Genomic DNA, 23,744 nt, shown 5'->3' on the forward strand with positions numbered 1-23,744 from the left:
GGCAAAGGCAGTTCCCCAGCACGATTGACTCAACCGCGCGCCGCGGGGAAGTAGCCTCGCGTCGATGTTGCAGCGCGCAACGCTCTTGCGATTCCCCAATCCCCAATCCCGAATCCCGAATCCCGGCCTCTCAGCTACGTCCCTTGACCAGCGTCCCGATCTCCGCGCCATGCAGGATCTTCAGCAGCTCGCCGGGCTGGCCCATGTTGAAGATGCGCAGCGGCAGGTCGCTGTCGCGGGCCAGCGCGAAGGCGGCGGTGTCCATCACTTCCAGGTTGCGCGCGATCACTTCGTCGTAGGTCAGGCTGTCGAAGCGCACCGCATCGGCGTGCTTCTTCGGGTCCTTGTCGTACACGCCATCGACCTTGGTCGCCTTCAGCAGCAGGTCGGCGCCGATCTCGATCGCGCGCAGCGCCGCGCCGGAGTCGGTGGTGAAGAACGGATTGCCGGTGCCGGCGGCGAAGATCGCGATGCGGCCCTTTTCCAGGTGGCGGATCGCGCGGCGGCGGATGAAGTCCTCGCACACGTCGTTGATCTTGATCGCGCTCATCACCCGCACCTTGGCGCCGAGCTTTTCCAGCGCGTCCTGCATCGCCAGCGCGTTGATGACGGTGGCCAGCATGCCCATGTGGTCGCCGGTGACCCGGTCCATGCCGCCGGCGGCTAGGCCGGCGCCGCGGAAGATGTTGCCGCCGCCGATCACCAGCGCCACTTCCGCGCCGGCCTGCTGCGCCTCGATCACTTCATGCGCCAGGCGGTTGATGACCTTGGGGTCGATGCCGTAATCCCCATCCCCCATCAGCGCTTCGCCGGAAAGTTTCAACAGGATGCGGCGATAGGCGAGCTGGGACATGGTGACCTCGTGGGGGACGGGCAAACCACGAGATTCTAGCCGAAGCGCGGCGCGGAATCTGCCGCGCGCACGCGTGCGTGCAGTGGCCCGGTTCAGGCCAGGGTGTCGCGGAACGAGCGCGCGGTGACGCGGTTGCGGCCGCCGTGCTTGGAACTGTAGAGCATGTCGTCGGCGGCCTGCAGCAGTTCCTGTGCGGTGCCGAAGCGCTCGCGCCCGCCCTGGGTGGCGACGCCGGCGGAGAAGCTGATGTGCAGCGGCCCGCTTTGCAATTCGACCATCGGCCGCTGCGCGATCTCGATGAGAATGCGCCGGATCACGCTCAGTGCGGCCTCCTCGCTGGTGTTGGGCAGCAGCACCAGGAATTCCTCGCCGCCGAAGCGCGCCACGGTATCGCTGCCGCGCAACAGCGGCTGCAGGGCCTGGGCGAACGCGCGCAGCACCTGGTCGCCGATCAGGTGGCCATGGGCGTCGTTGATCTTCTTGAAGTCGTCCAGGTCGATGAAGGCGATCGACAGCGGCCAGTCGTGGCGGCTGGCCAGGTCGAACTGCTGGCTGAGCAGGATGTCCAGCTGGTGCCGGTTGTACACCCCGGTCAGCGCGTCGCGGCTGGCCTGCTCGGCCAGGCGCCGCGCGCGGTTCTCCGATTCGTCGGCCTGGTGCCGGGCGAGGGTGGCTTCCTGGATCTGCCGCAGGTTGCGCAGCACCATCAGTTCGCGGGCATGGCTGATGATCGCGTCGATCCGCTCCGGCTGCGCGATGCGCACGTCGAAGATCGGGCCGATGACCGGTAAGGCTTCGGCCATGCCGGCGATCACCTCGTCGAAGCGGCGGCTGTCCAGCTGCAGTTCGCGATAGGCGCGCTCCATCGCCAGACAGCGCGCGGCGTCGACGTCTGTGCTCAGCCAGATGTCGGCGACGCTGCCGGACAGCAGCACGCACTTGCCGAAGGTGTCCGGCGCCAGTTCGGTGCCGGCGCTGTGGCCGATGCTGCGCTGCAGGTAGCCGGGCAGCTTCCACTTCTGCGCCAGCCAGGCGCCGACCTCGGCGTGGTCGCAGCCGAGTCGCTCGCGCTCCATGGCGATCAGGGTCTCGCTGCCGCTGCCGCCGGCTTCGCGCAGCAGCGGCGCGTAGTCGTCGTGGCAGATGTGCAGCAGGGCCAGCGCGCCCATGTCCTGCAGCAGCCCGGCCAGCATCAGTTCTTCCTGCTTGCGCAGGCCCATGGCCTGGCCGAGCAGGCGGCTGGCCAGCGCCGACAGCACGCTGCGCCGCCAGACCCGTTCCTGCAGGTCGCCGGCACCGGCACCGTCGCGCAGGCTCTGCACCATCGAGAAGCCCAGCGCCAGGCTCAGCGCGGCGTTGAGCCCGAGCATGGTCAGCGCCTGGCCGAGGTTGTCGATGCGGCGCCGGCTGGCGTACAGCGGCGAATTGGCGATGCGCAGCATGCGCGCGCTCAGCGCCATGTCCATCGCGATGGTGTCGGCGGTGGTGGCCAGATCGACGTCCGGATCCTGGGCCAGGTCGATGATGCGCAGCGCAATCCCGGGCGGCGAGGGCAGGTTTCGGGAGTGAGCCAGGATGGCTTCGAGTTCAGGGCGCATGCGGTTCCGCGGGAAGTGTGATGGGGACAGCGATGCGTCCCTGCCCGCAGAGCGTACCACTGGCGAAAAAAAAGCCGCGACATGCGCGGCTTTTTTTCTGCGGACGGGCCGGACTCAGGCCAGGCCGGCCTGCTTCATCACTTCGGCGGCGTAGTCTTCCACCACCTTCTCGATGCCTTCGCCCACGGCCAGGCGCTGGAAACCGACCACGTCGGCGCCGGCGGCCTTGACCGCCTGCTCCACGCTCTGGTCGGTGTTCAGCACGTAGGGCTGGCCGTACAGGGTGACTTCGTTGACGATCTTGGCGATCTTGCCGCTGATGATCTTCTCCAGGATGTCGGCCGGCTTGGCCTTGTCCTTTTCCGACATCTTGGCCAGCTCGATTTCCTTTTCCTTGGCGACGAAGTCGGCCGGGACGTCGGATGCCTTCACGTGCGGCGGGTTCATCGCGGCGATGTGCATGGCGATGCCGCGGGCCAGCTCGATGTCGCCGCCCTTGATCTCGACCAGCACGCCGATGCGGCCGCCGTGCACATAGGCGGCGACGTTGTTGACGCTGTCGATGCGTGCCAGGCGGCGCACCTGCACGTTCTCACCGACCTTGGCGATGACCGCGGCGCGGGCTTCCTCGACGGTCTCGCCGCCGGGCAGCTTGGCGCTCTTCAGCGCTTCGGCATCAGCAGCGCCGGAGTTCAGCGCAGCCTGGGACACGGCTTCGGTGAAGGCCAGGAAGTTGTTGTCCTTGGCGACGAAGTCGGTCTCGGAGTTGATCTCGACCAGCACGGCCTTGCCGCCGTCCTGGGCCATCGCGATGCGGCCTTCGGCGGCGACGCGGTCGGCCTTCTTGTCGGCCTTGGCCAGGCCCGACTTGCGCAGCCACTCGGCGGCGTTGTCGATATGGCCGGCGTTCTCGGTGAGCGCCTTCTTGCATTCCATCATGCCGGCGCCGGTGCGCTCGCGCAGTTCCTTGACCAGGGAAGCGGTGATTTCCACGGGGTGACCTCACAAAAGGTGGGAAAGGGCCGGTTTGCGGCCGGCCGGGAATTCTGGGAAACGGGCGCTTGCGGCGCCCGCGGACCCGGGCGCGCAGCGCGCGCCGGGTGGCGACTGCGCATGCTCGCGCAATCGCATGGCGCGCCGATTACTCGGCGGCGGGAGCGGCGGCTTCTTCGGCCTTCTTGCCGTTCTTGCGCGGGCCGCGGCCCTTGTCGTCGCCGGCTTCGCTGCTGAACTCTTCCTCGCGCACGCTGGCGGCGTTCGGCGCGGCGGCCTTGCCTTCCAGCACGGCGTCGGCGGCGGCGCGGGCATACAGCTGCACGGCACGGATGGCGTCGTCGTTGCCCGGGATGGCGTAGTCCACCAGTTCCGGGTTGTAGTTGGTGTCGACCACCGCGATCACCGGGATGCCGAGCTTCTTGGCTTCCTTGATGGCGATGTCTTCATGGCCGATGTCGATGACGAACAGCGCGTCGGGCAGGCGGTTCATTTCCTTGATGCCGCCCAGCGAGGCCAGCAGCTTCTCGCGCTCGCGGCGCAGGGTCAGCACTTCGTGCTTGACCAGCTTGTCGAAGGTGCCGTCGGTTTCGGCCGCTTCCAGTTCCTTCAGGCGCGCCACCGACTGCTTGACGGTGCGGAAGTTGGTCAGCGTGCCGCCCAGCCAGCGCTGGGTCATGAACGGCTGGCCGCAACGCTCGGCTTCTTCCTTCACCGAGTCGCGGGCGCTGCGCTTGGTGCCCAGGAACAGGATGGTGCCGCGCTTCTGCGCGACGCTGGAGATGAAGTTCATCGCGTCGTTGAACAGCGGAACCGTCTTCTCGAGGTTGATGATGTGGATCTTGCCGCGCGCGCCGAAGATGTACGGCGCCATCTTGGGGTTCCAGTAGCGGGTCTGGTGGCCGAAGTGGACGCCGGCTTCCAGCATCTGACGCATGGTGACTTGGGGCATTGCAGTGACTCCTGATAGGGAACCGGCCGTGCGCGGGCAAGTAGGGTGAAGCCGCGCATGGACATGCAGGCCTGCGACGGCGTGCACGACGATTCCGGGGTTGGGCCTCCCTGCAGCCTCCGTGACCGAACTCCTCGCGGAGCACCCCGGCACGGGCGATGGCAGCAGGTGTGTATTCGCCGGTGCGTCCGGCGTGGACGGTTCGCTGGCCCTGGCGGGCGCAACAAAGCAGCGGAACTATAACGGGCTGCGGCCTTGCGCGCAAATGCGCGCCGGCCGGGTCATTCGGCCAGCAGCGGCTGCAGCTCGGCCTGGTTGTCGAGCCTGGCGGCGAAATGGCCACCGCGCGCGGTCCCGAACTCGACCGGCAACGGCCAGCGCTTCTGTTCCCCGGCCAGCACGTAGCCGGCCAGGTTGTGGAACAGGGTCAGCTGGCGCCCGTCGGCACCGACATGGCTCAGGTCGCTGAGCCGCGCGTGGGCCTTGCCGCGGTTGCGCACCTGCAGTTCGGGGCCGTAGGCGCCGGCGACCAGGCTGGCGCTGAGCGCGGCGGCCGGCGCGGTGCCGGACGGGGACAGGAACACCGGGGTGGAATAGCGCAGCAGCAGGCGCGGATCGGCGGCTGCGTCCGCGTCCGGGCGTTCTTCCAGCACCAGGCGGTAGGCGAGCTCGCCGTCGGTCGCGGCCGGCCCGGTAAGCACCACCCGCAGCAGCTGCCGCCCCTGCGCGGGGATGTCGATCAGGCGCGGGCTGACCTGGACATCGTCGGTCGCCTGCAATTGCTCCATGCCTTCTGCCTGGTGCCAACGGTACAGCTTGGCCTGCGCCTGCCAGGTCCGGTCCTGGGTATTGCTCAACCAGATCTCGGCGGTCTGGGCGCCGGGCGGGATTTGCACGATGGTCGGGCTGATGCGCACGCCGGCGGCCGCGGCCAGGCTCGGCAGCAGCGCCAGCAGCAGGCCGGCGATCCAACCGCTAGGGCGGCCGCTCACTTAGAACGCGACCGTGGCGTAGCGCGAATCCTGGCGCGGCAATCCTTCGGCCAGACTCAGGCTCAGCGCCAGCGCGTTGGGCGCGGCGATGCCATCGATGTTGACCTGGTAGGGCAGCGGGCGGCTGCAGGCCACCTGCGCGGCGGCCGCGCCCGGCTGGCTGCGGCCGGCGGTGTCGATCTCGCAGCTGCCCATCAGGCGGATGCCGACCCGGAACGCCGTGTTTTCGTTCGCGCCGGGATTCTGCGCCGCCGCGCTCGCGCAGACGGCGCACAGGCCAGCGAGCAGCAGCGATTGCATGAACGGGCTGGCGGTCATGATGGTGGTATTCCCAAGAGGATGCGACAGATAACGGCGTGCCGTGCAGCAACTTTACCGCGTCCGCGCCGACGTTTATCTCTCAGTAGGTCACAGTCACCTTGACCACGTCGCTGTAGCTGCCCGGGGCCGGGGTCTGCGGGGCTGGCACCTTGCCGTACAGGGTCAGCGACTGGGTGCTGCCGGTGCCGGTGCCGGTCTGGGTATCGCTGTTCAGGGTGCTGCCCCAGCGCTGGCTGCGCGCCGCGTCGCGGTACAACTCGTAGGTCAGGTACTGGCCGGCGGCATTGCGCATGCGCCGGAGGTTGCCGCTGGCGTACTGGCCGTTGTCCAGGCTGACCTGCCAGGCGGTGCGCCGGACGCAGTTCATGCTCAGCGCGGTGGTGTAGTTCAATGCGGTATCGACGAAGCCGGATTGGCTGCCGAAGTCCAGGTCGGCGATGCTGGCGATGGTGCAGACCGGGGCCACATTGGCCGAACTCACGAATGGGAACTGCACTGCGCTGCCGCCGCCCTTGCCGCCGGTGGTGCAGGAGGCGGGCAGGACCGCGGGGGTGCCGATCAACGGTTCGTCGTAGCGGTACTGCAGGTTGGTGAACACCCCGCTGAAGCTGTTCTGGTAAAGCCCGGTGGCGATCCCGCTCTGCAGCGGGACGCGCCCGTAGATGGTGTAGCTGGCGCTGCCGGTGCCCCCGGTCAGCAGCGATGAGTAGGTCAGGTCCACCTGCAGCGGCGTAGAGGCGTTCAGCGAACTGCCCCAGATCAGGCTGCGGGCGCTGTCGCGGTAAAACTGGAAGCCGAGGCTGTCGCTGAGCGGATTGAGCATGCGCCGCGCCGCGATGCCCAAGCCGCCGCCTTGCGCGCCCTCGCCGATGTTCAGGCACATGCGCACATAGATCGTGCCCAGGATGCTGAGCGCGCCGGTCTGGCAGGTGACCGTGATCTGCGCGCTGCTGTCGGTGGCGGCGCTGGTGGAGACGTTGCCGAAATCCAGCGCGGTGGTCACCGCCGTGCAGGTGGTGGTGGCGGCGGCCGGCGCGGGCGCCAGCGCCGCGGCCAGCGCCAGCAGCGCGCCGCACTGCCATGCGCGACGGATCACGGCGCCGGCCCTGCGCTGCAGCGCAGCGGCCCCAGGCGGGCCGGGCGCCGTTGCGGCGTGTATTCGATCGTGACCCTGCAGCTGCCTGCGGCCATGTCCACCTCCAGTTCGTTGCGGCCGAGTTTCAGCCCTTCCAGGTAGGCCTCGCCGTCGTAGCCGACCACCGCGGCGATGCCCGGGCCGCGCACCCGGCTGCCGACCGGCAGCGGCGCGTCGCGCGCATCGTGCAGTTGCACCAGGACGCCGTCGCTGCTGCGGATCGGGAAGTCCACCACCACGCCGGTGCGGTCGCGCGGCACCACGATCTGGTCGACCCGCTCCGGACGCATCTGCGGCGGCAGCTGCATCGGATCGATCGATACCTGGTTGTGCTGCCAGCCCATCAGCGGCGTGATCAGCAGGAAGCCGCGTGCGTCGGTGACCCCGATCGGGCGGTTTTCCAGCAGCACCGGCACGTCGGCGATGCCGCCGGTGGAAACCAGGGCGAAGGCCTGGTCGAGATCGCGGCTGGGGAACCAGCCGCCGCCGATCCAGGCCAGGCCGCCGGAGGCTTCGGCATACCCATAGGCCTGGCCGCCGTAGCTGGCCAGGCCGGCGGCATAGCGTGCGGTGTCGCCCCGCCAGGTGGCCTCGGCCAGACCGCCGGCGCTGTCCTGGCCGCTGCGCGCCTGCAGCCGCCAGCCGCTGCCGCCGTCGGCGGCGGCCGAGCGGCTGAGATCGGCCGCCACGCTCATGCGCTCGCCGACCCGCTGCAGCGCGACGCTGGCCTGGCGCGCGCCGCTGAGCGCGATCGACCAGCCCAGGTACATGCTGCGATCGCTGGCCTGGTCCAGATTCTGGTTGACGCTCAGGTTCAGCGAGGACTGCCACGGCAGCGCGCGGGTCCAGAACAGGCTGGCATAGCGCACGTCGCCGCTGTCCGGGTAGGACAGGCGCACATAGCTCATCGACACGTTGCCCACCTGCTCCCAGCTGACCCCGGCCAGCGCGCGTTCGCTGATCCGCGGCGGCGGCGCGCCGTATTGCGAAGCCACGTCGCGGTAGCCGCGCTGCGCGCGCTGGGTATCCATCGAGACGTTGAAGCGGCCGTTGTTCCAGCGGTAGCTGAGCGCGTACTGGCGGCCGCTCAGGCCATTGCCCTGGCTGTGCGCCAGCGACGCGCCGACCACCCCGGCCCGCGGCAGCAGCCAGATGCCGCCGGCGCCGGCGTTGCGGATGCCGGCGCCGGCCTCGGCATGGGCCTCGGCGGTGAAGCCGGCGCTGAGGCCGCGGCGCCAGCTGGCGCTGCCGACGGTGTCGCCGGCGTAGGCGAAGGCGTCGCTGCCATAGCCTTCGCGAACCCGGCCCAGCGCCAGCGACCAGTCGTCCAGGCCATCGGCGAGCAGGTCCTGGGTGGCATAGAACGGAAATTCGACCGAACGGCTGCGGCCGTAGGCGTCGGTGATCACCAACTGCGCGTTGCCGGCGCCGTCCACGCCGGGCGCGGCGGACAACTGGAACGGCCCGGCCGGCAACTCCGAGCCGTACTGGCGGATGCCGTTGACGTACAGGTCCACGCTCGAAGGCACCGTCACTTCGCCGAGGAATTCCGGCAGCGGGGTGGTCACGCGGTACGGCTGCAGGCCGAAATCGCGGCCCACGCGCACGCCGCCCAGGCGCAGCGTGCGGCTCCAGCTGGTACTGCTGCTGAGCGTGTCGCCGAGCACCACGCTGGTCATGCGGTCGGGCAGCGACCACTGCCACTGCGTGTCCAGGCGGATCGCCTGGCTGCGCCAGTCGCGCTGCGGTTCGCGGTAGAGGCGGGCGACGAAGGACTGCCGGAACATGCCCTGGCCGAGCAGGCCGTCGCCCAGGCCGAAGGCGCGCACTTCGCCGCTGGTGGTGAGATTGCTGGCGCTGCCCTGGCGGCTGGCGTACACGTCGTAGTCGAGCAGGGCGCCGGGCGAACTGGTTGCCGGCAGCGCCGGACCGCTGTCCTGCGCATCGATGCGGGTCAGCGGCACGTCGAGCAGCGCCACCGGCGCATCGATCGCCAGTTGCTGCAAGCCGCTGTCGTAGCGGTAGCGCACCCCGTCCAGGTCTTCCAGGGCGATCGCCGCGGCGTCGGCGTCGGCGCCGATGCGCAGGCCCAGCTGACGCAGCGTGGCCGCATCGGCGAGCATGCGCGCGCCGTCGCGTTCGAAGCGAAACAGTCCAGGCTTGCGGGTTTCGTTCAGGGTGACCTCCAGGTACAGCGTTTCCTGGTCCGGGGGCGGGCCGCTGGGCTGGGCGGCGGCGAGGTGTGCGGCGCTCGCCCACAGCGCCAGCAGCAGCTCAAGGAGCCTGTGCGTCCAGCGCGAGCGACTGAGCAATGGGCTCACCGTTGATCGTGGCCTTGAACGTGCCGTCGGCACGCACCAGCGCAGGAGGGAGCGGCCAGCGCTTGTGTTGGCCCGGCAGCACGTAGCCGGCCAGACCGTCGGCGATCGCGGCACGGGTGCCGTCGCTGGCGACGAAATGCAGGTCCACCAGCTGCGCGTGTTGGCTGCCCTGGTTGATGACCTCCAGCGCCGGCGCGGCGGCGTCGCGGATCAGCCGTGCCTGCAGGGCGGGAGCCGCGGCTGCTGCGGGCTTGACGAAGATGGGTACCGAGTAGCGCAGCACGAACTGCAGGCCGGACGCGTTGGCCGTGGCGTCCGCCGACGGCAGTTCGTCGACCAGCACGCGATAGGTGTCCTCGGTGGTCTTGGGCGCATCGTCCAGGCGGATGATGCGCACCAGTTGTCGCGAGTGCGGCGCCAGTTCCAGCATCGGCGGGCTGATCGCGATCTTGTCGCTGGGGTCGAGCAGGTCCTCGCCGTCCTGCTGGCGCCAGCGGAATACCCGTACCTGGGCCTGCAGCGGCGTGTCGCCGCTGTTGCTCAGCCACAGGCCCTGCGCCGACTGTTCCGCGGTCAACTGCACCGAGGTCGGTGCGACCTGCAGGCTGGCGGCCTGGGCTGCCAGGATCGCCGCCAGCCACAGCGCGGCGGTGATCGGCAAACGAAACACGAAAGGTCGGCGCAAGGGCATGGGAACGCTCCGGTTACCAGGTCACAGTGGCGGTGACGACGTCGCTGTACGAACCGGCAGGGTAGTTGGTGCTGGCGACCTGGCCGTAGACGACGAGCGGTTGCACTGCACCATTGCCGGTACCGGCCTGGGTGTCGTTGCCGATGGTCGAGCCCCAGTTCTGCGTGCGCGCCGAGTTGCGGTACAGGGCGTACGGCACGCGCGATGTATTGCCGGCGTCGGCGCTGCCCATGGTGCGCGAGGACACCGTCGCCCCGGAGCCGCTGCCGGCGTTGAGCGCGATGTTGTACGGCGTGCCCGAGGTGCAGCGCACGTTCAAGGTGCCGGTGCTGTTGATCGAGGTCTGGGTGGAGTTGACGCTGCCGAAATCGACGTCGGTTGGTGCGGTCTGGATGTCGCAGACGCTGGTGATCACGATCTTGACGTTGAAGGTGCGCGAGTCGGTCTGGGCGGAAGCCACGCCGGTCCCGGCGGCCAGCAACGCGGTGATGGCGAGTGCGCGATGGAGTGCTTGCATGAGGTGAGGCTCTTCGGAATGACGGAGTCCGTCGGTACCGAAGTCAATGCAAAGTGTGGGCCAGTGCACATTTTTTTGGATGTTTATCTAGTTTTCACGTGGGATGCGCATCCCTGTTTTGCGGGTTGACTTTTGTGAAGACGGCGGCCTTATGGACAGGCGACAAAAAATCGGCAGCGCGCATGGACGCGTTCAGGAAAGCCCCGAATGAGCGATAATGGTGGGTATGACCGTCAATCTGAAAACCCCCCAGGACATCGAGAAGATGCGCATCGCCGGCCGCCTGGCCGCCGAGGTGCTGGACATCATCGGGCCGCATGTGAAGCCCGGCGTGACCACCGCCGAGCTGGACCGCATCTGCCACGACCACATCGTCAACGTGCAGCAGGCGGTGCCGGCCAATGTCGGCTATCGCGGCTACCCGAAGACGGTGTGCAGCTCGGTGAACAACGTGATCTGCCACGGCATCCCCAACGAGAGCAAGGTCCTCAAGGACGGCGACATCGTCAATATCGACGTCACCGTGATCAAGGACGGCTGGCATGGCGACACCAGCCGCATGTACTACGTCGGCACCCCGTCGGTGATGGCGCGGCGCCTGGTCGAGGCCACCTACGAGGCGATGTGGCGCGGCATCCGCGCGGTGCGGCCGGGCGCCACGCTCGGCGACGTCGGCCACGCGATCCAGCAGTACGCCGAAGGCGAGCGTTTCAGCGTGGTGCGCGAGTACTGCGGCCACGGCATCGGCAAGGTCTACCACGACGAGCCGCAGGTGCTGCATTACGGCCGTCCCGGCGAAGGCCTGGTGCTGAAGCAGGGCATGACCTTCACCATCGAGCCGATGATCAACGAAGGCTCGCGCTACACCCGCGTGCTGCCGGACGGCTGGACCGTGGTGACCAAGGACCGCAAGCTGTCGGCGCAATGGGAGCACATGATCGCGGTCACCGAGGACGGCGTGGAAGTGCTGACCCTGTCGCCCGGCGGCCTCGGCGAGCCGTGAGCCTGTTGCCGGCCGGTACCGATGCCGGCATGCCCGACGCGGCCGCCGACGATGCCGATTGGGCCGCGGCGGCCCGGCAACTGCTTGGCCAGGCCGACGCGCGGCTGTGCAAGCGCTTCGACCAGGGCGACGACATCGACCGCCTGCTGGCGCTGCGCGCGCGCGCGCTGGACCAACTGATCAAGCATGCCTGGAACCGCTGCCTGCCGCGCGACGCCGGGCTGGCGCTGTACGCGGTCGGCGGCTACGGCCGCGGCGAGCTGTTCCCGCGCTCGGACATCGACCTGCTGGTGTTCGGCGAACCCGAGCGCCAGCGCGCCCACGAGCAGGCGCTGGCGCGGCTGTTCGCGCTGCTCTGGCATGCCGGCGTGCCGGTCAGCCATGCGGTGCGTTCGGCCGCGCAATGCACCACCGCCTGCGCCGACCAGACCGTGCTGACCGCGCTGATCGAGGCGCGCCCGCTGCTCGCCGATGCCGCCGCGCGCGCGGCGCTGGCCGCGGCGATCGCGCCGCAGCGGGTTTGGACGCCACGCGCGTTCTTCCTGGCCAAGCGCGAGGAACTGCAGACCCGCCACCAGCGTTTCGGCGACACCGCCGACAACCTGGAGCCGGACATCAAGGACGGCCCGGGTGGCCTGCGCGACCTGCACACGCTGGGCTGGATGGCGCTGCGCGCGTTCGGCGTGCGCGACCTGGAAGCGCTGGTTGGGCTCGGCCACGTCGGCAGCGACGAGGCCGCGGCGCTGCGCCGCGAGCGCCGCGAGCTGGCCCGCTTGCGCTACGGGCTGCACCTGGTCGCCAACCGCCCGGAGGAGCGCCTGCGCTTCGACTACCAGAAGACCCTGGCGCAGCGATTGGGCTTCTGCGACGACGCCGAGAGCCTGGGCGTGGAGAAGATGATGCAGCGCTTCTACCGCAGCGCGGCGATCGTGCGCCGGCTCAGCGACCGCCTGCTGCAGCGCTTCGAGGAACAGTTCGACGGCGAGGCGCAGCCGCAGCCGCTGGGCGCCGGTTTCTCGCTGCGCCGCGGCTACCTGGCGGCCGATGCCGAGAGCTGGCCGCAGGCCGATCCGGTGCAGGTGTTCGCGCTGTTCGCGATCTGGGCCGCGCATGGCGAGGTGCGCGGCCTGCATTCGCTGACCGCGCGCGCGCTGGCCGAGGCGCTGCCGCAGTTGCCCGCCTACGGCAGCGCCAGCGCGCTGGCGCGCGAGCGTTTCCTTGCCCTGCTGCGCGGCCCGCGCGCGGTGCAGACGCTGACCCGGATGGCGCGACTGGGCGTGCTCGGGCAATGGATCCCGGCGTTCGCGCAGGTCTCCGGGCGCATGCAGTTCGACCTGTTCCATGTGTACACGGTGGACCAGCACACGCTGATGGTGCTGAAGAACATCGCGGTGTTCGCCACTGCCCGCGCCGACGACCGTTTCTCGATCGCGCACGAGGTGTGGCCGCGGCTGCGGAAGCCGGAACTGCTGCTGCTGGCCGGGCTGTTCCACGACATCGCCAAGGGCCGCGGCGGCGACCATTCCGAACTCGGCGCGGTGGACGCGCGCGCGTTCTGCGCCGGCCACGGACTCAGCGCGGCCGATACCGACCTGGTGGTGTGGCTGGTCGAGCAGCACCTGCGCATGTCGGTGACCGCGCAGAAGCAGGACATCTCCGATGCGGACGTGATCCACCGCTTCGCCACCCTGGTCGGCGACCGCGAGCGCCTGGACTATCTGTACCTGCTGACCTGCGCCGACATCGCCGGCACCAGCCCCAAGCTGTGGAACGCGTGGAAGGACCGGCTGCTGGCCGACCTGTACTTCGCCGCGCGGCGCGCGCTGCGCGACGGCCTGGAGCATCCGCGCCCGGTCGCCGAGCGGGTGCAGGAGGCGCGCGAGGCCACGCGCGCGCTGATGCATATCCAGGGCCACGACGACGCGGTCATCGACCGCCAGTTCGCCGGCATGCCGGACGAGAGCTTCCTGCGCTTCCGCCCCGAGCAGTTGGCCTGGCAGGCCAGCTCGCTGATGGAAGTGGAACTGGGCGGCACCCTGGTCAAGGTGCGCCCGGTCACCCCCGACGACGACGCGCTGGAAGTGTTCGTGTATTCGCCCGACCGCGACGGCCTGTTCGCCGCGATCGTGATGACCCTGGACCGGCGCGGCTACGGCATCCACCGCGCACGCGTGCTCGACGCGCCGCACGAGGCGATCTTCGATACCTTCGAAGTGATGCCGGCCGATGCCTTCGCCAGCGGCGATACCGCACAGCTGGAAGCGGCGCTGCGCGAGGCGCTGTCCGGCGACCTGACCCGGCTGCGCCCGGCGCGGCGCGTGGTGCCGCGCCAACTGCGGCATTTCCGCTTCGCCCCGCGCATCGAATTCCGCGAGAGCGTGGACGGCCGCCGCACCCGCCTGAGCCTGGTCGCGCCGGACCGGCCCGGGCTGCTGGCGAACGTGGCGCAGGTGCTGCGCCGCCAGCAGCTGCGCGTGCACGACGCGCGCATCGCCACCTTCGGCGAGCGCGCCGAGGACGTGTTCCAGATCACCGACGAGCACAACCTGCCGTTGCCCGACTCCTCCCGCCAGGCGCTGCACGCCGCACTGCAGGCCTGCCTGGACCCCGATACCCCGCCTGGAGAATCCCGCTAATGGCCACCAAGAAGCCTGCCGCCGCCAAGAAGCCTGCTGCCAAGACCGCCGCCGCCAGCAAGACCGCCGCGAACAAGGCGGTTGCCAAGAAGTCCGTCGCCAGCGCTGCCGCCAAGCCGGTGGCCGCGCCGAAAGCGCCGGCCAAGCCGGTGCGCGCCAAACCGGCCGCTGCGCCCAGCGCCGACGAACTGAAGTTCACCATCGACAGCGCCTTCGAGCGCCGCGCCGCGCTGACCCTGGACGAGATCGAAGGCTCGACCCGGCCGGTGGTCAACCGCGTCATCGACGGCCTGGAATCGGGTGAGTTCCGCGTCGCCGAGCCCGACGGGCACGGCGGCTGGAAGGTCAACGAGTGGCTGAAGAAAGCGGTGCTGCTGTACTTCCGGGTCAACGAGATGGCGGTGGTCGACGCGCAGCCTGCGCCGTTCTGGGACAAGGTCGAGTCGCGCTTTGCCGGCTACCACGAGGCCGAGTTCCGCAAGGCCGGCGTGCGCGTGGTGCCGGGCGCGATCGCGCGCCGCGGCAGCTATTTCGGCAAGGACGTGGTGCTGATGCCGAGCTTCACCAACATCGGCGCGCACGTGGGCGAGGGCACCATGGTCGATACCTGGGCCACGGTGGGGTCGTGCGCGCAGATCGGCAAGCACTGCCACCTGTCCGGCGGCGCCGGCATCGGCGGCGTGCTCGAACCGCTGCAGGCCAGCCCGACCATCATCGAGGACCACTGCTTCATCGGCGCGCGTTCGGAAGTGGTGGAAGGCGTGGTGGTCGGCCACCACAGCGTGATCGGCATGGGCGTGTTCATCGGCCAGAGCACGCGCATCTACAACCGCGCCACCGGCGAAGTCTCCTACGGCTACGTGCCGCCGTACAGCGTGGTGGTGTCCGGCCAGTTGCCGTCCAAGGACGGCTCGCATTCGCTGTACTGCGCGGTGATCGTCAAGCAGGTCGATGCCAAGACCCGCAGCAAGACCAGCGTCAACGATTTGCTGCGCGGCCTGGCGGATTGACGTATTTCCTTCCCCCTCCGGGGGAAGGTGGCGCGAAGCGCCGGATGAGGGTACGGGCGCAGCTCGCGCACCGAAATACCGCGAGACGCTTTCGCGCCGTACCCTCACCCCAACCCCTCTCCCAGCGGGAGAGGGGCTCTATTCGCTTGATGGGACACTGCGATGACCACGTTGTACGGATTGAAGAACTGTGACACCTGCAAGAAAGCGACGAAGTGGCTGGACCGCTTCGGCGTGGCCTATGCGTTCGTCGATTACCGCGAACACAAGCCGAGCCCGGAGACCCTGGTCGCGTGGGCCGGCAAGGCCGGCGGCTTCGATGCGCTGATCAACAAATCCTCGACCACCTGGCGGCAACTGCCGGACAACAAGAAAACACCGGGGTCCGAGTCCGAATGGAAACTGCTGCTGCGCGAATACCCGCAACTGATCCGCCGCCCGCTGGTGGTCACCGCCGACGGCCAGCTCAGCCAGGGATTCTCGGACAACGGCTTCAAGCAGCGCTTCGGCGTGGGCTGAGCGTCGGTCGCGCATTTGCGCTCCCTGTAGGAGCGGCTTCAGTCGCGACCATGACCTCAGAACTCTGCCGGACCTGGATCGTTCGCAATGGATGGCGTGCGTGACACTCTTACATTTTGTCGCGGCTGAAGCCGCTCCTACAGTGATTTCCCACCATGTCCGACGTCGTTGACCTCACCTGCGAATTGATCGCCCGCCCGTCGGTGACCCCCGACGACGCCGGTTGCCAGGAGCTGATCGCGCAGCGGCTGGCGCGTGCCGGCTTCGCCATCGAGCGGCTGCGCTTCGGCCAGGTCGACAACCTGTGGGCCACGCACGGCAGCGGCGCGCCGGTGTTGGCGCTGCTCGGCCACACCGACGTGGTGCCGCCCGGACCGCGCGAGGCCTGGGCCAGCGATCCGTTCGTGCCGCAGATCCGCGACGGCGTGCTGTACGGACGCGGCGCCGCCGACATGAAGAGCGGGGTGGCCGCGTTCGTGGTCGCCGCCGAACGGTTCGTCGCCGCGCATCCGCAGCACCCCGGCACGCTGGCGCTGCTGCTGACTTCCGACGAGGAAGGCGACGCGCTGGACGGCGTGCGCAAGGTCGCCGAGACCTTCCGCGCGCGCGGCGAGCGCATCGACTGGTGCATCACCGGCGAGCCGTCGTCCAGCGAGCGGCTCGGCGACCTGCTGCGCGTCGGCCGCCGCGGTAGCCTGTCGGCCACGCTCGCGGTGCAGGGCGTGCAGGGCCACGTGGCGTATCCGCACAAGGCGCGCAACCCGATCCACCTCGCCGCGCCGGCGCTGGCGGAGCTGGTCGCGCGGCATTGGGACGACGGCTACGAAAGCTTCCCGCCGACCAGCCTGCAACTCTCCAACGTGCATGCCGGTACCGGCGCCAACAACGTGATCCCCGGCGACCTGCAGGTGGCCTTCAACCTGCGCTACAACCCGCACTGGGACGCGCCGCGGCTGGAAGCGGAGATCGCCGCGCTGCTCGACCGCCACGGCCTGGACTACACGCTGCGCTGGCATCGCAGCGGCGAGCCGTTCTACACTCCGGAAGGGCGCCTGCGCAGCGTCGCGCGCGAGGTGCTTGGGGAGTTCGCCGGCGCGGCGCCGGAAGAGAGCACCGGCGGCGGCACCTCCGATGCGCGCTTCATCGCGCCGCTGGGCGCGCAATGCATCGAGGTCGGTCCGGTCAACGCCAGCATCCACCAGGTGGACGAGCACGTGCGCGTCGCCGACCTGGAGGCGTTGCCGGCGCTGTACCTGCGTCTGATCGAACGGTTGCTGTCGTAACAGTTGCGCCGTTGCGCCGCCCGGGTTACGTTCGCCGCATGACCTCGCTGTCCGCCCTCCGCCCGATCCACGCCAACGGCCGCAATAATGCGCTGGCGAATAATCGTGCGCGGCCGATGCGGGTCTGCGACTAGGCGCTACCGAAACACCACGCCCAGTCTCCAGAAAACCCGCATCGGCCGATGCGGGTTTTTTTATGCGTGCAATCTTTCGACGCAGCGCGGTGCCGGCCGGCAACCGCTGCAGACCATCGCCGCAACGACCTGTTACCCCCACACACCATCCAGGAGCTTTTTCATGTGTTCGATCTTCGGCATCTTCGGCCTGCAACCGGGCGACGACCTGCAGGCGCTGCGCCGCCAGGCGCTGGATTGCTCGCAGCGGCAGCGCCATCGCGGTCCGGACTGGAGCGGCGTGTATGTCGACGACGGCGCGATCCTGGTGCATGAGCGCCTGGCCATCGTCGATCCGGCCGGCGGCTCGCAGCCGTTGCTCTCCGAAGACGGGCAACTGGCGCTGGCGGTCAACGGCGAGATCTACAACCACCGCGAACTGAAGCAGCAGCTTACCCAGCCGTACGCGTTCCAGACCGGTTCGGATTGCGAGGTGATCAATGCGCTGTACCGCGAGCAGACGCCGGCCGCGCTGCTCAACCGGCTCAACGGCATCTTCGCCTTCGCGCTGTGGGACAAGGCCGCTGGCCGCGTGCTGATCGCGCGCGATCCGATGGGCGTGTGCCCGCTGTACTGGGGCCACGACACCCAGGGCCGCTTGCGCGTGGCCTCGGAGATGAAGTCGCTAGCCGACAGCTGCGCCGACGTCGCCCAGTTCCCGCCCGGCCACTACTACGACAGCGTCAGCGGCGAACTGCAGCAGTACTACCGCAAGCCGTGGCGCGACTACGACGCCGTGCAGGGCGTGCAGGTGAGCAAGCAGGAACTGCGCGAGGCGTTCGAGCGCGCCGTGCACCGCCAGCTGATGACCGACGTGCCGTACGGCGTGCTGCTGTCCGGCGGGCTGGATTCGTCGCTGGTCGCGGCGGTGGCGGCGCGTTTCGCGCGCAAGCGCATCGAGGACAACGACCAGGCCGAAGCCTGGTGGCCGCGCCTGCACTCGTTCGCGATCGGCCTGAAGGGCTCGCCCGACCTGGCCGCCGCGGCGATCGCCGGCGAGTCGCTGGGCACCGTGCACCACGGCTTCGAATACACCTTCGAGGAAGGCCTGGACGCGCTGCCGGAAGTGATCCGGCACATCGAGACCTACGACGTCACCACCATCCGCGCGTCCACGCCGATGTTCCTGCTGGCGCGGCGGATCAAGGCGATGGGAGTGAAGATGGTGCTGTCCGGCGAGGGCAGCGACGAGATCTTCGGCGGCTATCTTTACTTCCACAAGGCGCCGAACGCGCGCGAATTCCACGAGGAGCTGATCCGCAAGCTCGACGCGCTGTACAACTACGACTGCCTGCGCGCCAACAAGTCGATGATGGCCTGGGGCGTGGAGCCGCGCGTGCCGTTCCTGGACGTGGAGTTCCTGGACGTGGCGATGCGCATGGACGCGCAGTACAAGATGATCGACAAGACCAGCGGCGGCGCGATCCGCATGGAAAAAGGCGTGCTGCGCGAGGCCTTCGAAGGCTATCTGCCCGATTCGATCCTGTGGCGGCAGAAGGAGCAGTTCAGCGACGGCGTCGGCTACGGCTGGATCGATGGGCTCAAGGCGCATGCGCAGGCGCAGGTCAGCGACCGCGAACTGGCCGCGGCCGACAAGCGCTTCCCGGTCAACCCGCCGCAGACCAAGGAAGCCTATTACTACCGCACGCTGTTCGAGCGCGCGTTCCCCACGCCGGCCGCGGCCGAGACCGTGCCCGGCGGCAAGTCGATCGCCTGTTCGTCGCCGGCGGCGATCGCGTGGGATGCGAGTTTCGCCAACGCCGCCGATCCCTCAGGGCGTGCGGTGGCCGGGGTACACGAGCAGGCGCTGGGATGAAGATGGCATGCGGGAAGTGCCTCGGTGCTTCCCGCGTCATGCCCTCACAGCTTTATTTCTTACGATGGTATGCGATGAGCCGAGGTGGTAATTGCATCTGCATTATTGCTGGCGTTAGTAAAAAATCTGAAATCGAATTGGATATTGTTTCAAGACATCACTTTTAGCGTATTGTTTATCGATGTGATTAGTACTGCAATTAGAGATGTGTAGACGACTAAAACTGCCATCAATAGCGCTATAAATTTCTTCGGTTCTTCTATAAACAGCGTCTTTACTTTGCGATATAGGGCTGCCAGGGCATTCCAAATTCCGGGTGTTAGTCCGTTATCCTCCAGTGCATCGTTGGGCTCGTTCGCATTCGGCGACCTGGACTCCACGACGTTATCCAGGAATTGCCACATGTTCGCCAATATCGCAGTAATCAAAATCAGTATGAGTAGCCCGCACAGTACTGCCGCAAGCCATCCTTTGATGCTATGCGGATGTGCAGCATAAATAGAGCTCATGAAAATCGAAGCTGAGGTTAGAAGCACCTGTGGCGTCAGGTTGCGTAAGAACTCAAGAAAAGAACTGAGGTTGAAGAGGATCGGTGGTTTTGGCATGGTTTCGTCAAAGCATGGCTACTGAAGGCAAGCATATGTAAGCATCTTACGAACTGGAACTTTCGCGGAGGCTTCACTCGAAGCGCATGCAGCGCCCGTAGCGCTCCGGCTGGATGTCCACGCCGGAGGCGTCGGCCTGGTTGTTCTTGCGCCACAGGTTCTGGCGGAAGTCCGCGCCGCTGCAGTTGGCGGCGCGGTCCACGCCGATCGTGTAGGTGTAGGGGTTGCCCTGGAAGGTGTTGTTCTCGAAGGTGTTGTCCTGGCTCATGCTGTTGTCCCAGCACAGGATCTCCGGGGTGCGCTGGCGGATCGAGCAGGCCAGGTAGATGCCGGCGCCCTTGTTGCCGGTGAACTGGTTGCCGGCGAACAGGTTGCGCCGCGCATCGGCCAGGTACACGCCCTGGCTGCCGTTGCGTTCCAGGCGGTTGTTGCGGATCTCGCTGTCTTCCAGGTGCTCGGTGGTGATGCCGGCGGCGACGTTGTCGTGGATGTAGTTGTCGATCAGCTTGACCTTGGCGGTGCGGTTGAACGACACGCCGTCCCAGATCGCGCCGGACACGTCGTTGCGCTCGATCAGCAGGTCGCGGCTGTCGTACTCGCTGAGCAGGCAGGCGCTGCGGCACTTGCTCACGCGCAGCCCGGACAGGCGGATGTTCTGGCCGGCGCGCACCACCACCAGGCTGTTGCTCAGGTATGGGCGCTCGGGCATGAATTCCTTCTCGGCGCTGCCGCCGACGATCTGCAACTGCTCGACCACGACATCGCGGATCGGCCGCTGCGGGCGTTCGTTCTGGTAGTCGCCGACCACGATGACCGGCTGCTGCACGCCGTCCTGCATGCGCAGCACGGTGGCGTCGCCCTGGCCGCGCAGGCGCAGGCCGTCGCGCTGGATCGACAGCAGCTTGGTGACGTGGAAATCGCCGGCGGTCAGGCACACCGTGGCCGGCTTGCCGTCGTTGGGCACGCGGTCCACCGCGGCCTGCAGGTCGTCGCCCGGCTCGGCGCGCACGCTGCAGTCGGTGGCGGCGGAGGCGGGTGCGGCGGCCGTGGCGCAGCCGCTCGACAGGCAGGCAGCGAGCGGCAACAACAGGGCGAGCAGGGGACGGGCATTCATCGGATACAGGCTCCGCTTGGGGGGAGGAGGCGCCAGGACCGCAGGCGCCGCGCGCTGGGCGCGGCGGCAGGTCGGATCGCGTGGAGCGCATTGGCGCGACAAGGGGCTCATTGTCGCGCAGGTGGCCTTAATGTCAGCGTGTAGCGGGCCGGGCCGGGCAGGAACGGCGAGGCGCGGCCTTGCACCCAGTCGTCGTGGCCGGCACCCCAGAACGGCGACAGCGGATGCTCGCTCTGGCCGCCGGGCATGTGCGCGATGCCGTCGGCTTCGTGGCCGGGCGCGACCACCATGCGCTCGGAGGCGCCGAAGTCCGGACGCTGCACCCGCGGCATGTCGTTGTCGCCGGGCAAGGCCTCGGTCGGCATGCACAGCCAGCGCCGCAAGAATCCCGGCAGCGAGCGCGCCAGCGGATGGCAGATCGCGGCGGTGTTCTGCTCGCCCCAGCGGCGCTGCGGCAACGGCGCGTCCTGCTCGGGTTGGTCGCGGACCTCGGCGGCGGCGTCTTCCAGCAATGCCTGCCAGCTGGCGTAGCGGCGCGGCAGCAGATGCGGCGGTTGCTGCTGCAGCATCGGCCAGGCCACCGCTTCCAGCTGCGGCAGCGGCGGCATCGCGTAGTCGGCGCCCAGTTCGGCGCGGGCGGGGGCGATCAGGCCGTCGCGGATCCGGGTCAGCAGCGCCAGGCGCCAGGCGCGCACCAGCCGGTAACTCACCGAATCGGTGCTGGCGCGGCCCTCCCAATGCTTGCTGGCCTGGGCCAGCGCATGCAGCGCCGGGGTGGCGGCGCCGCCGTCGCGTTGCTGCAGCAACGTCCACCAGCGTTGCAACAGCAGCGCGCGATCGTCGAGCTGGATCGACAGCAATTGGCGTTCGTCCAGCCGCGGATGCAGGCGCAGGTCGTCGCGGATCTGCTGGGCGCGCGCGCCCAGCGCGTAGCCGCCATCGCCGAGCACGGCCAACTCGTCGCCGCCGACGACGCGCGCATTGGCGCTCCACAGTTGCCCGTCGGCAGGATCGATCCGTTGCGGCGAATGCGCCGTGGACACCGGCCACGGCGCGCAGCGCTGCGCTGCCGGCACCGCCGCGCTGACGTCGTGGACCAGGGCATCGCTGGGGCAGTTGGGTCCGCGCAGCGGCAAAGCACCGAGCACACGCCAGCCGATGCGCCCGGCGCTGTCGGCCAGCAGCATGTTCTGCGCCGGCGTGGCGATGTGCTGCGCGCTGGCGAAGCCGCTGGCCAGGGAATCGGCGCGAGCGAGGTCGGCCAGGCCCAGGTTCAGCGCGCCGGGCAACTGCGCCACCCAGCGTTGCGCCAGCGCGGTGCCGTCCGGCTCGTGCTTCAGGATCGGGCCGTACGCGGTGTCTTCCACGTCCAGCGTGACGTCCAGGCCGCCGGCCACCTCGATCCGTTCGCGGTGGTGGACGACCGCGGTGCAGCCGGGTTGCGGCGTGGCCGCGCAGGGCGTCAACCGGTACCAGTCGCTGGTGTCGGCGTAGCTGTTGGTGAAGCCCCAGGCGACGTGGCCGTTGCTGCCGACGATCACCGCCGGCAGGCCGGGCAGCGAAAAGCCGGTGACGTCCACGCGGCCGCCCGGCGCCTGCGCGTCGGCGTAGCGCAGGCGCACGCGGAACCACAGGCTGGGCGCGCCCAGCTGCAGATGCATGTCGTTGGCGACGATGGCGCGGCCGTCGGCGCTGCGGCTGCCGGCGATGGCCCAGTTGTTGCTGCCGGGTGCGGCATGGTCCGCGGTGCTGCCATCGCGCGGGGCGTCGGGCAGGGTGCGCAGGTCGACCTGGCTGGCATCGGGCAGCGTGGCGTCGCCGCGCGCCGGGGCATCCAGGGCCGCGTCCCAACTGCTGCCGTCGTGGCGCAGCAGCGCGAACAGCGGCGCCGGCAAGTGCTGTTGCAGGCGGTACAGCGACAGTTCGCGCTCGAGCTGGCGGCCTTGCAGATCGAAATACATCGCGTCGCCGGCCAGCATCGAGTCCACCGGTTGCCAGTCGCGCGGCGCCTTGACCAGCAGCAGGTAGGGCCACGGCCGCACCCGCAGCGCGTGCAGGCCGCGATTGACCCCGGCGCTGTAGGCCTGCAGCGCCGCGGCATGGCTGCCGCCGAAGCTGGCCAGTTGCGCGGCGGCGCGCGCGCGCAGGCGGTGCATGCGGCGATGCTTGTCCACTCCGAGCGTGGCGTTGCCGACCAGCTCCGACAGTTCGCCGGCCGCGGCGCGGCGCATCAGGTCCATCTGGAAGTAGCGTTCCTGCGCGTGCACGTAGCCGAGCGCACGCATCGCATCGGCCTCGCTGCCGGCGTCGATGGTGACCGTGCCCTGGGCGTCGCGCTGGATCCGCACCGGCGCCGCCAGTCCGTCCAGATCGACCTGGCCGTCGAGCGTGGCCAGGCTGCCGCGCAGCAGCAGCCATGTCGCCAACACCAGTCCGATCGCCAACACCGCCAGCCACAGCAGTCCCCGTTTCCACTTGCTCCGCATCCAAGCATCTCCGCCCGCCAATCCTGGATTCTAGACGCGACTGCGTGTCGTTCCTGCGTACATCCGGCGGGCGTTCGCGAGCGGTTGGGCCGAGGTCATCTTCGCTCGCGCCGCTGCACGCTCCGTGCCGATGGAAAATCGGGATGCTAATGATTCCGATTGGAACGCGGTGCGAGCGGCTCGGGCACTATGGCGGCCTTAGTTGAGACGGAGCCTGCCCCATGAAGGGACATCCTGAAGTTGTGCAATGCCTGATCGAGTTGCTGCGCGGCGAACTCGCCGCACGCGATCAATATTTCATCCACTCGCGGCGCTACGAGGACCAGGGCCTGCAGGCGCTGTACGCGCGGATCAACCACGAAATGGAAGAGGAGACCGAGCACGCCGACGCGCTGCTGCGGCGCATCCTGTTCCTGGAAGGCGACCCGGACATGCGTCCGCATGCGTTCGAACCGGGGCGCACGGTCGAAGAGATGCTGCAGAAGGACCTGAAGGTCGAATACGAAGTGCGCGCGAACCTGGCCGCCGGCATGAAGCTGTGCGAGGAGCACGGCGACTACGTCAGCCGCGACATCCTGCTCAAGCAGCTGCAGGACACCGAAGAAGACCACGCCTGGTGGCTGGAACAGCAGCTGGGCCTGATCAAGCGGCTGGGCATGGCGCTGTACCAGACCTCGAAGATTGGCGAAGGCGGCGTGTCCGGCAAGGACGCCTGAACCCAGCGTC

Annotated in this window: 20 protein-coding genes; 7 read left to right on the top strand and 13 right to left on the bottom strand. The window is 68.7% G+C overall.

Going from position 1 to position 23,744, the window contains the following annotated elements; translation table 11 throughout:
- Nucleotides 1-130: 130 nt before the first annotated feature.
- From pyrH to HEP74_RS07740, 10 genes are all read right to left on the bottom strand, one after another.
- On the bottom strand, nucleotides 131-853 hold the full coding sequence (gene pyrH, locus HEP74_RS07695; RefSeq protein WP_104558608.1) for a UMP kinase: 723 nt from the start codon (nucleotides 851-853) through the stop codon (nucleotides 131-133).
- Nucleotides 854-945: 92 nt separating this feature from the next.
- Entirely contained in the window at nucleotides 946-2,451 is a 1,506-nt protein-coding gene (locus tag HEP74_RS07700; protein ID WP_185815920.1) for a sensor domain-containing diguanylate cyclase, read from the bottom strand.
- Nucleotides 2,452-2,565: 114 nt separating this feature from the next.
- Entirely contained in the window at nucleotides 2,566-3,444 is an 879-nt protein-coding gene (tsf, locus tag HEP74_RS07705; protein ID WP_185815921.1) for a translation elongation factor Ts, read from the bottom strand.
- A gap of 148 nt (nucleotides 3,445-3,592) precedes the next feature.
- Nucleotides 3,593-4,396: a 30S ribosomal protein S2 gene (rpsB, locus tag HEP74_RS07710; RefSeq protein WP_185815922.1), complete on the bottom strand. Its 804-nt coding sequence runs from the start codon at nucleotides 4,394-4,396 to the stop codon at nucleotides 3,593-3,595.
- Between the two features lie 281 nt (nucleotides 4,397-4,677).
- Nucleotides 4,678-5,388, bottom strand: coding sequence for a fimbrial biogenesis chaperone (locus HEP74_RS07715; protein ID WP_185815923.1), 711 nt, complete (start codon nucleotides 5,386-5,388; stop codon nucleotides 4,678-4,680).
- Complete coding sequence (locus tag HEP74_RS07720; protein WP_185815924.1) at nucleotides 5,389-5,706, bottom strand: hypothetical protein; 318 nt, start codon at nucleotides 5,704-5,706, stop codon at nucleotides 5,389-5,391. It lies immediately after the preceding gene.
- Nucleotides 5,707-5,788: 82 nt separating this feature from the next.
- Complete coding sequence (locus HEP74_RS07725) at nucleotides 5,789-6,805, bottom strand: Csu type fimbrial protein (RefSeq protein WP_185815925.1); 1,017 nt, start codon at nucleotides 6,803-6,805, stop codon at nucleotides 5,789-5,791.
- Nucleotides 6,802-9,165, bottom strand: a complete 2,364-nt coding sequence (locus HEP74_RS07730; RefSeq protein ID WP_185815926.1) for a fimbria/pilus outer membrane usher protein — start codon at nucleotides 9,163-9,165, stop codon at nucleotides 6,802-6,804. Before HEP74_RS07730 ends, HEP74_RS07725 begins: the two co-directional genes overlap by 4 nt.
- Nucleotides 9,119-9,856, bottom strand: a complete 738-nt coding sequence (locus tag HEP74_RS07735) for a fimbrial biogenesis chaperone (protein ID WP_185815927.1) — start codon at nucleotides 9,854-9,856, stop codon at nucleotides 9,119-9,121. The genes HEP74_RS07730 and HEP74_RS07735 overlap by 47 nt, the downstream gene beginning before the upstream one ends.
- A 13-nt stretch (nucleotides 9,857-9,869) precedes the next feature.
- Nucleotides 9,870-10,373: a Csu type fimbrial protein gene (locus HEP74_RS07740; protein ID WP_185815928.1), complete on the bottom strand. Its 504-nt coding sequence runs from the start codon at nucleotides 10,371-10,373 to the stop codon at nucleotides 9,870-9,872.
- Between the two features lie 226 nt (nucleotides 10,374-10,599).
- Between HEP74_RS07740 and map the strand changes: the two genes are divergently transcribed.
- The 6 genes from map (at nucleotide 10,600) to asnB (ending at nucleotide 18,813) form a co-directional block, all read left to right on the top strand.
- Nucleotides 10,600-11,376 carry a type I methionyl aminopeptidase gene (gene map / locus HEP74_RS07745; protein WP_255423717.1) on the top strand — a complete coding sequence of 259 codons (777 nt, stop codon included), beginning with the start codon at nucleotides 10,600-10,602 and terminating at the stop codon, nucleotides 11,374-11,376.
- Nucleotides 11,377-11,405: 29 nt separating this feature from the next.
- The gene (locus tag HEP74_RS07750; protein ID WP_185816545.1) at nucleotides 11,406-14,012 is read left to right on the top strand and encodes a [protein-PII] uridylyltransferase; all 2,607 of its coding nucleotides are present in this window, start codon (nucleotides 11,406-11,408) and stop codon (nucleotides 14,010-14,012) included.
- Entirely contained in the window at nucleotides 14,012-15,022 is a 1,011-nt protein-coding gene (gene dapD / locus HEP74_RS07755) for a 2,3,4,5-tetrahydropyridine-2,6-dicarboxylate N-succinyltransferase (protein ID WP_185815930.1), read from the top strand. Before HEP74_RS07750 ends, dapD begins: the two co-directional genes overlap by 1 nt.
- A 162-nt stretch (nucleotides 15,023-15,184) precedes the next feature.
- Nucleotides 15,185-15,541 (top strand): Spx/MgsR family RNA polymerase-binding regulatory protein, encoded by a 357-nt coding sequence (locus tag HEP74_RS07760; protein WP_185815931.1) that lies wholly within the window; start codon nucleotides 15,185-15,187, stop codon nucleotides 15,539-15,541.
- 155 nt (nucleotides 15,542-15,696) lie between these two features.
- Nucleotides 15,697-16,824, top strand: a complete 1,128-nt coding sequence (gene dapE, locus HEP74_RS07765) for a succinyl-diaminopimelate desuccinylase (RefSeq protein WP_185815932.1) — start codon at nucleotides 15,697-15,699, stop codon at nucleotides 16,822-16,824.
- 297 nt (nucleotides 16,825-17,121) lie between these two features.
- Entirely contained in the window at nucleotides 17,122-18,813 is a 1,692-nt protein-coding gene (gene asnB / locus HEP74_RS07770; RefSeq protein ID WP_185815933.1) for an asparagine synthase B, read from the top strand.
- 149 nt (nucleotides 18,814-18,962) lie between these two features.
- Here asnB and HEP74_RS07775 read toward each other — a convergent pair whose 3' ends face one another.
- From HEP74_RS07775 to HEP74_RS07785, 3 genes are all read right to left on the bottom strand, one after another.
- On the bottom strand, nucleotides 18,963-19,418 hold the full coding sequence (locus HEP74_RS07775; protein ID WP_185815934.1) for a hypothetical protein: 456 nt from the start codon (nucleotides 19,416-19,418) through the stop codon (nucleotides 18,963-18,965).
- Between the two features lie 73 nt (nucleotides 19,419-19,491).
- Nucleotides 19,492-20,532 carry a right-handed parallel beta-helix repeat-containing protein gene (locus HEP74_RS07780; RefSeq protein ID WP_185815935.1) on the bottom strand — a complete coding sequence of 347 codons (1,041 nt, stop codon included), beginning with the start codon at nucleotides 20,530-20,532 and terminating at the stop codon, nucleotides 19,492-19,494.
- 107 nt (nucleotides 20,533-20,639) lie between these two features.
- Nucleotides 20,640-23,018, bottom strand: a complete 2,379-nt coding sequence (locus HEP74_RS07785; RefSeq protein WP_185815936.1) for a penicillin acylase family protein — start codon at nucleotides 23,016-23,018, stop codon at nucleotides 20,640-20,642.
- A gap of 221 nt (nucleotides 23,019-23,239) precedes the next feature.
- On the opposite strand from HEP74_RS07785, the gene bfr reads away from it, so the two are divergent.
- The gene (gene bfr / locus HEP74_RS07790) at nucleotides 23,240-23,734 is read left to right on the top strand and encodes a bacterioferritin (RefSeq protein ID WP_185815937.1); all 495 of its coding nucleotides are present in this window, start codon (nucleotides 23,240-23,242) and stop codon (nucleotides 23,732-23,734) included.
- The last annotated feature ends 10 nt before the right edge of the window (nucleotides 23,735-23,744 follow it).

Source organism: Xanthomonas sp. SS (genome assembly GCF_014236835.1).
Taxonomy (GTDB): Bacteria; Pseudomonadota; Gammaproteobacteria; order Xanthomonadales; family Xanthomonadaceae; genus Xanthomonas_A.

Bases quoted from the DNA above. Each gene is read 5' to 3' on its own strand.
- pyrH (WP_104558608.1), bottom strand. From the start codon at position 853: ATGTCCCAGCTCGCCTATCGCCGCATCCTGTTGAAACTTTCCGGCGAA.
- HEP74_RS07700 (WP_185815920.1), bottom strand. From the start codon at position 2,451: ATGCGCCCTGAACTCGAAGCCATCCTGGCTCACTCCCGAAACCTGCCC.
- rpsB (WP_185815922.1), bottom strand. From the start codon at position 4,396: ATGCCCCAAGTCACCATGCGTCAGATGCTGGAAGCCGGCGTCCACTTC.
- HEP74_RS07720 (WP_185815924.1), bottom strand. From the start codon at position 5,706: ATGACCGCCAGCCCGTTCATGCAATCGCTGCTGCTCGCTGGCCTGTGC.
- HEP74_RS07735 (WP_185815927.1), bottom strand. From the start codon at position 9,856: ATGCCCTTGCGCCGACCTTTCGTGTTTCGTTTGCCGATCACCGCCGCG.
- HEP74_RS07740 (WP_185815928.1), bottom strand. From the start codon at position 10,373: ATGCAAGCACTCCATCGCGCACTCGCCATCACCGCGTTGCTGGCCGCC.
- map (WP_255423717.1), top strand. From the start codon at position 10,600: ATGACCGTCAATCTGAAAACCCCCCAGGACATCGAGAAGATGCGCATC.
- HEP74_RS07750 (WP_185816545.1), top strand. From the start codon at position 11,406: ATGCCCGACGCGGCCGCCGACGATGCCGATTGGGCCGCGGCGGCCCGG.
- dapD (WP_185815930.1), top strand. From the start codon at position 14,012: ATGGCCACCAAGAAGCCTGCCGCCGCCAAGAAGCCTGCTGCCAAGACC.
- HEP74_RS07760 (WP_185815931.1), top strand. From the start codon at position 15,185: ATGACCACGTTGTACGGATTGAAGAACTGTGACACCTGCAAGAAAGCG.
- dapE (WP_185815932.1), top strand. From the start codon at position 15,697: ATGTCCGACGTCGTTGACCTCACCTGCGAATTGATCGCCCGCCCGTCG.
- asnB (WP_185815933.1), top strand. From the start codon at position 17,122: ATGTGTTCGATCTTCGGCATCTTCGGCCTGCAACCGGGCGACGACCTG.
- HEP74_RS07775 (WP_185815934.1), bottom strand. From the start codon at position 19,418: ATGCCAAAACCACCGATCCTCTTCAACCTCAGTTCTTTTCTTGAGTTC.
- HEP74_RS07780 (WP_185815935.1), bottom strand. From the start codon at position 20,532: ATGAATGCCCGTCCCCTGCTCGCCCTGTTGTTGCCGCTCGCTGCCTGC.
- HEP74_RS07785 (WP_185815936.1), bottom strand. From the start codon at position 23,018: ATGCGGAGCAAGTGGAAACGGGGACTGCTGTGGCTGGCGGTGTTGGCG.
- bfr (WP_185815937.1), top strand. From the start codon at position 23,240: ATGAAGGGACATCCTGAAGTTGTGCAATGCCTGATCGAGTTGCTGCGC.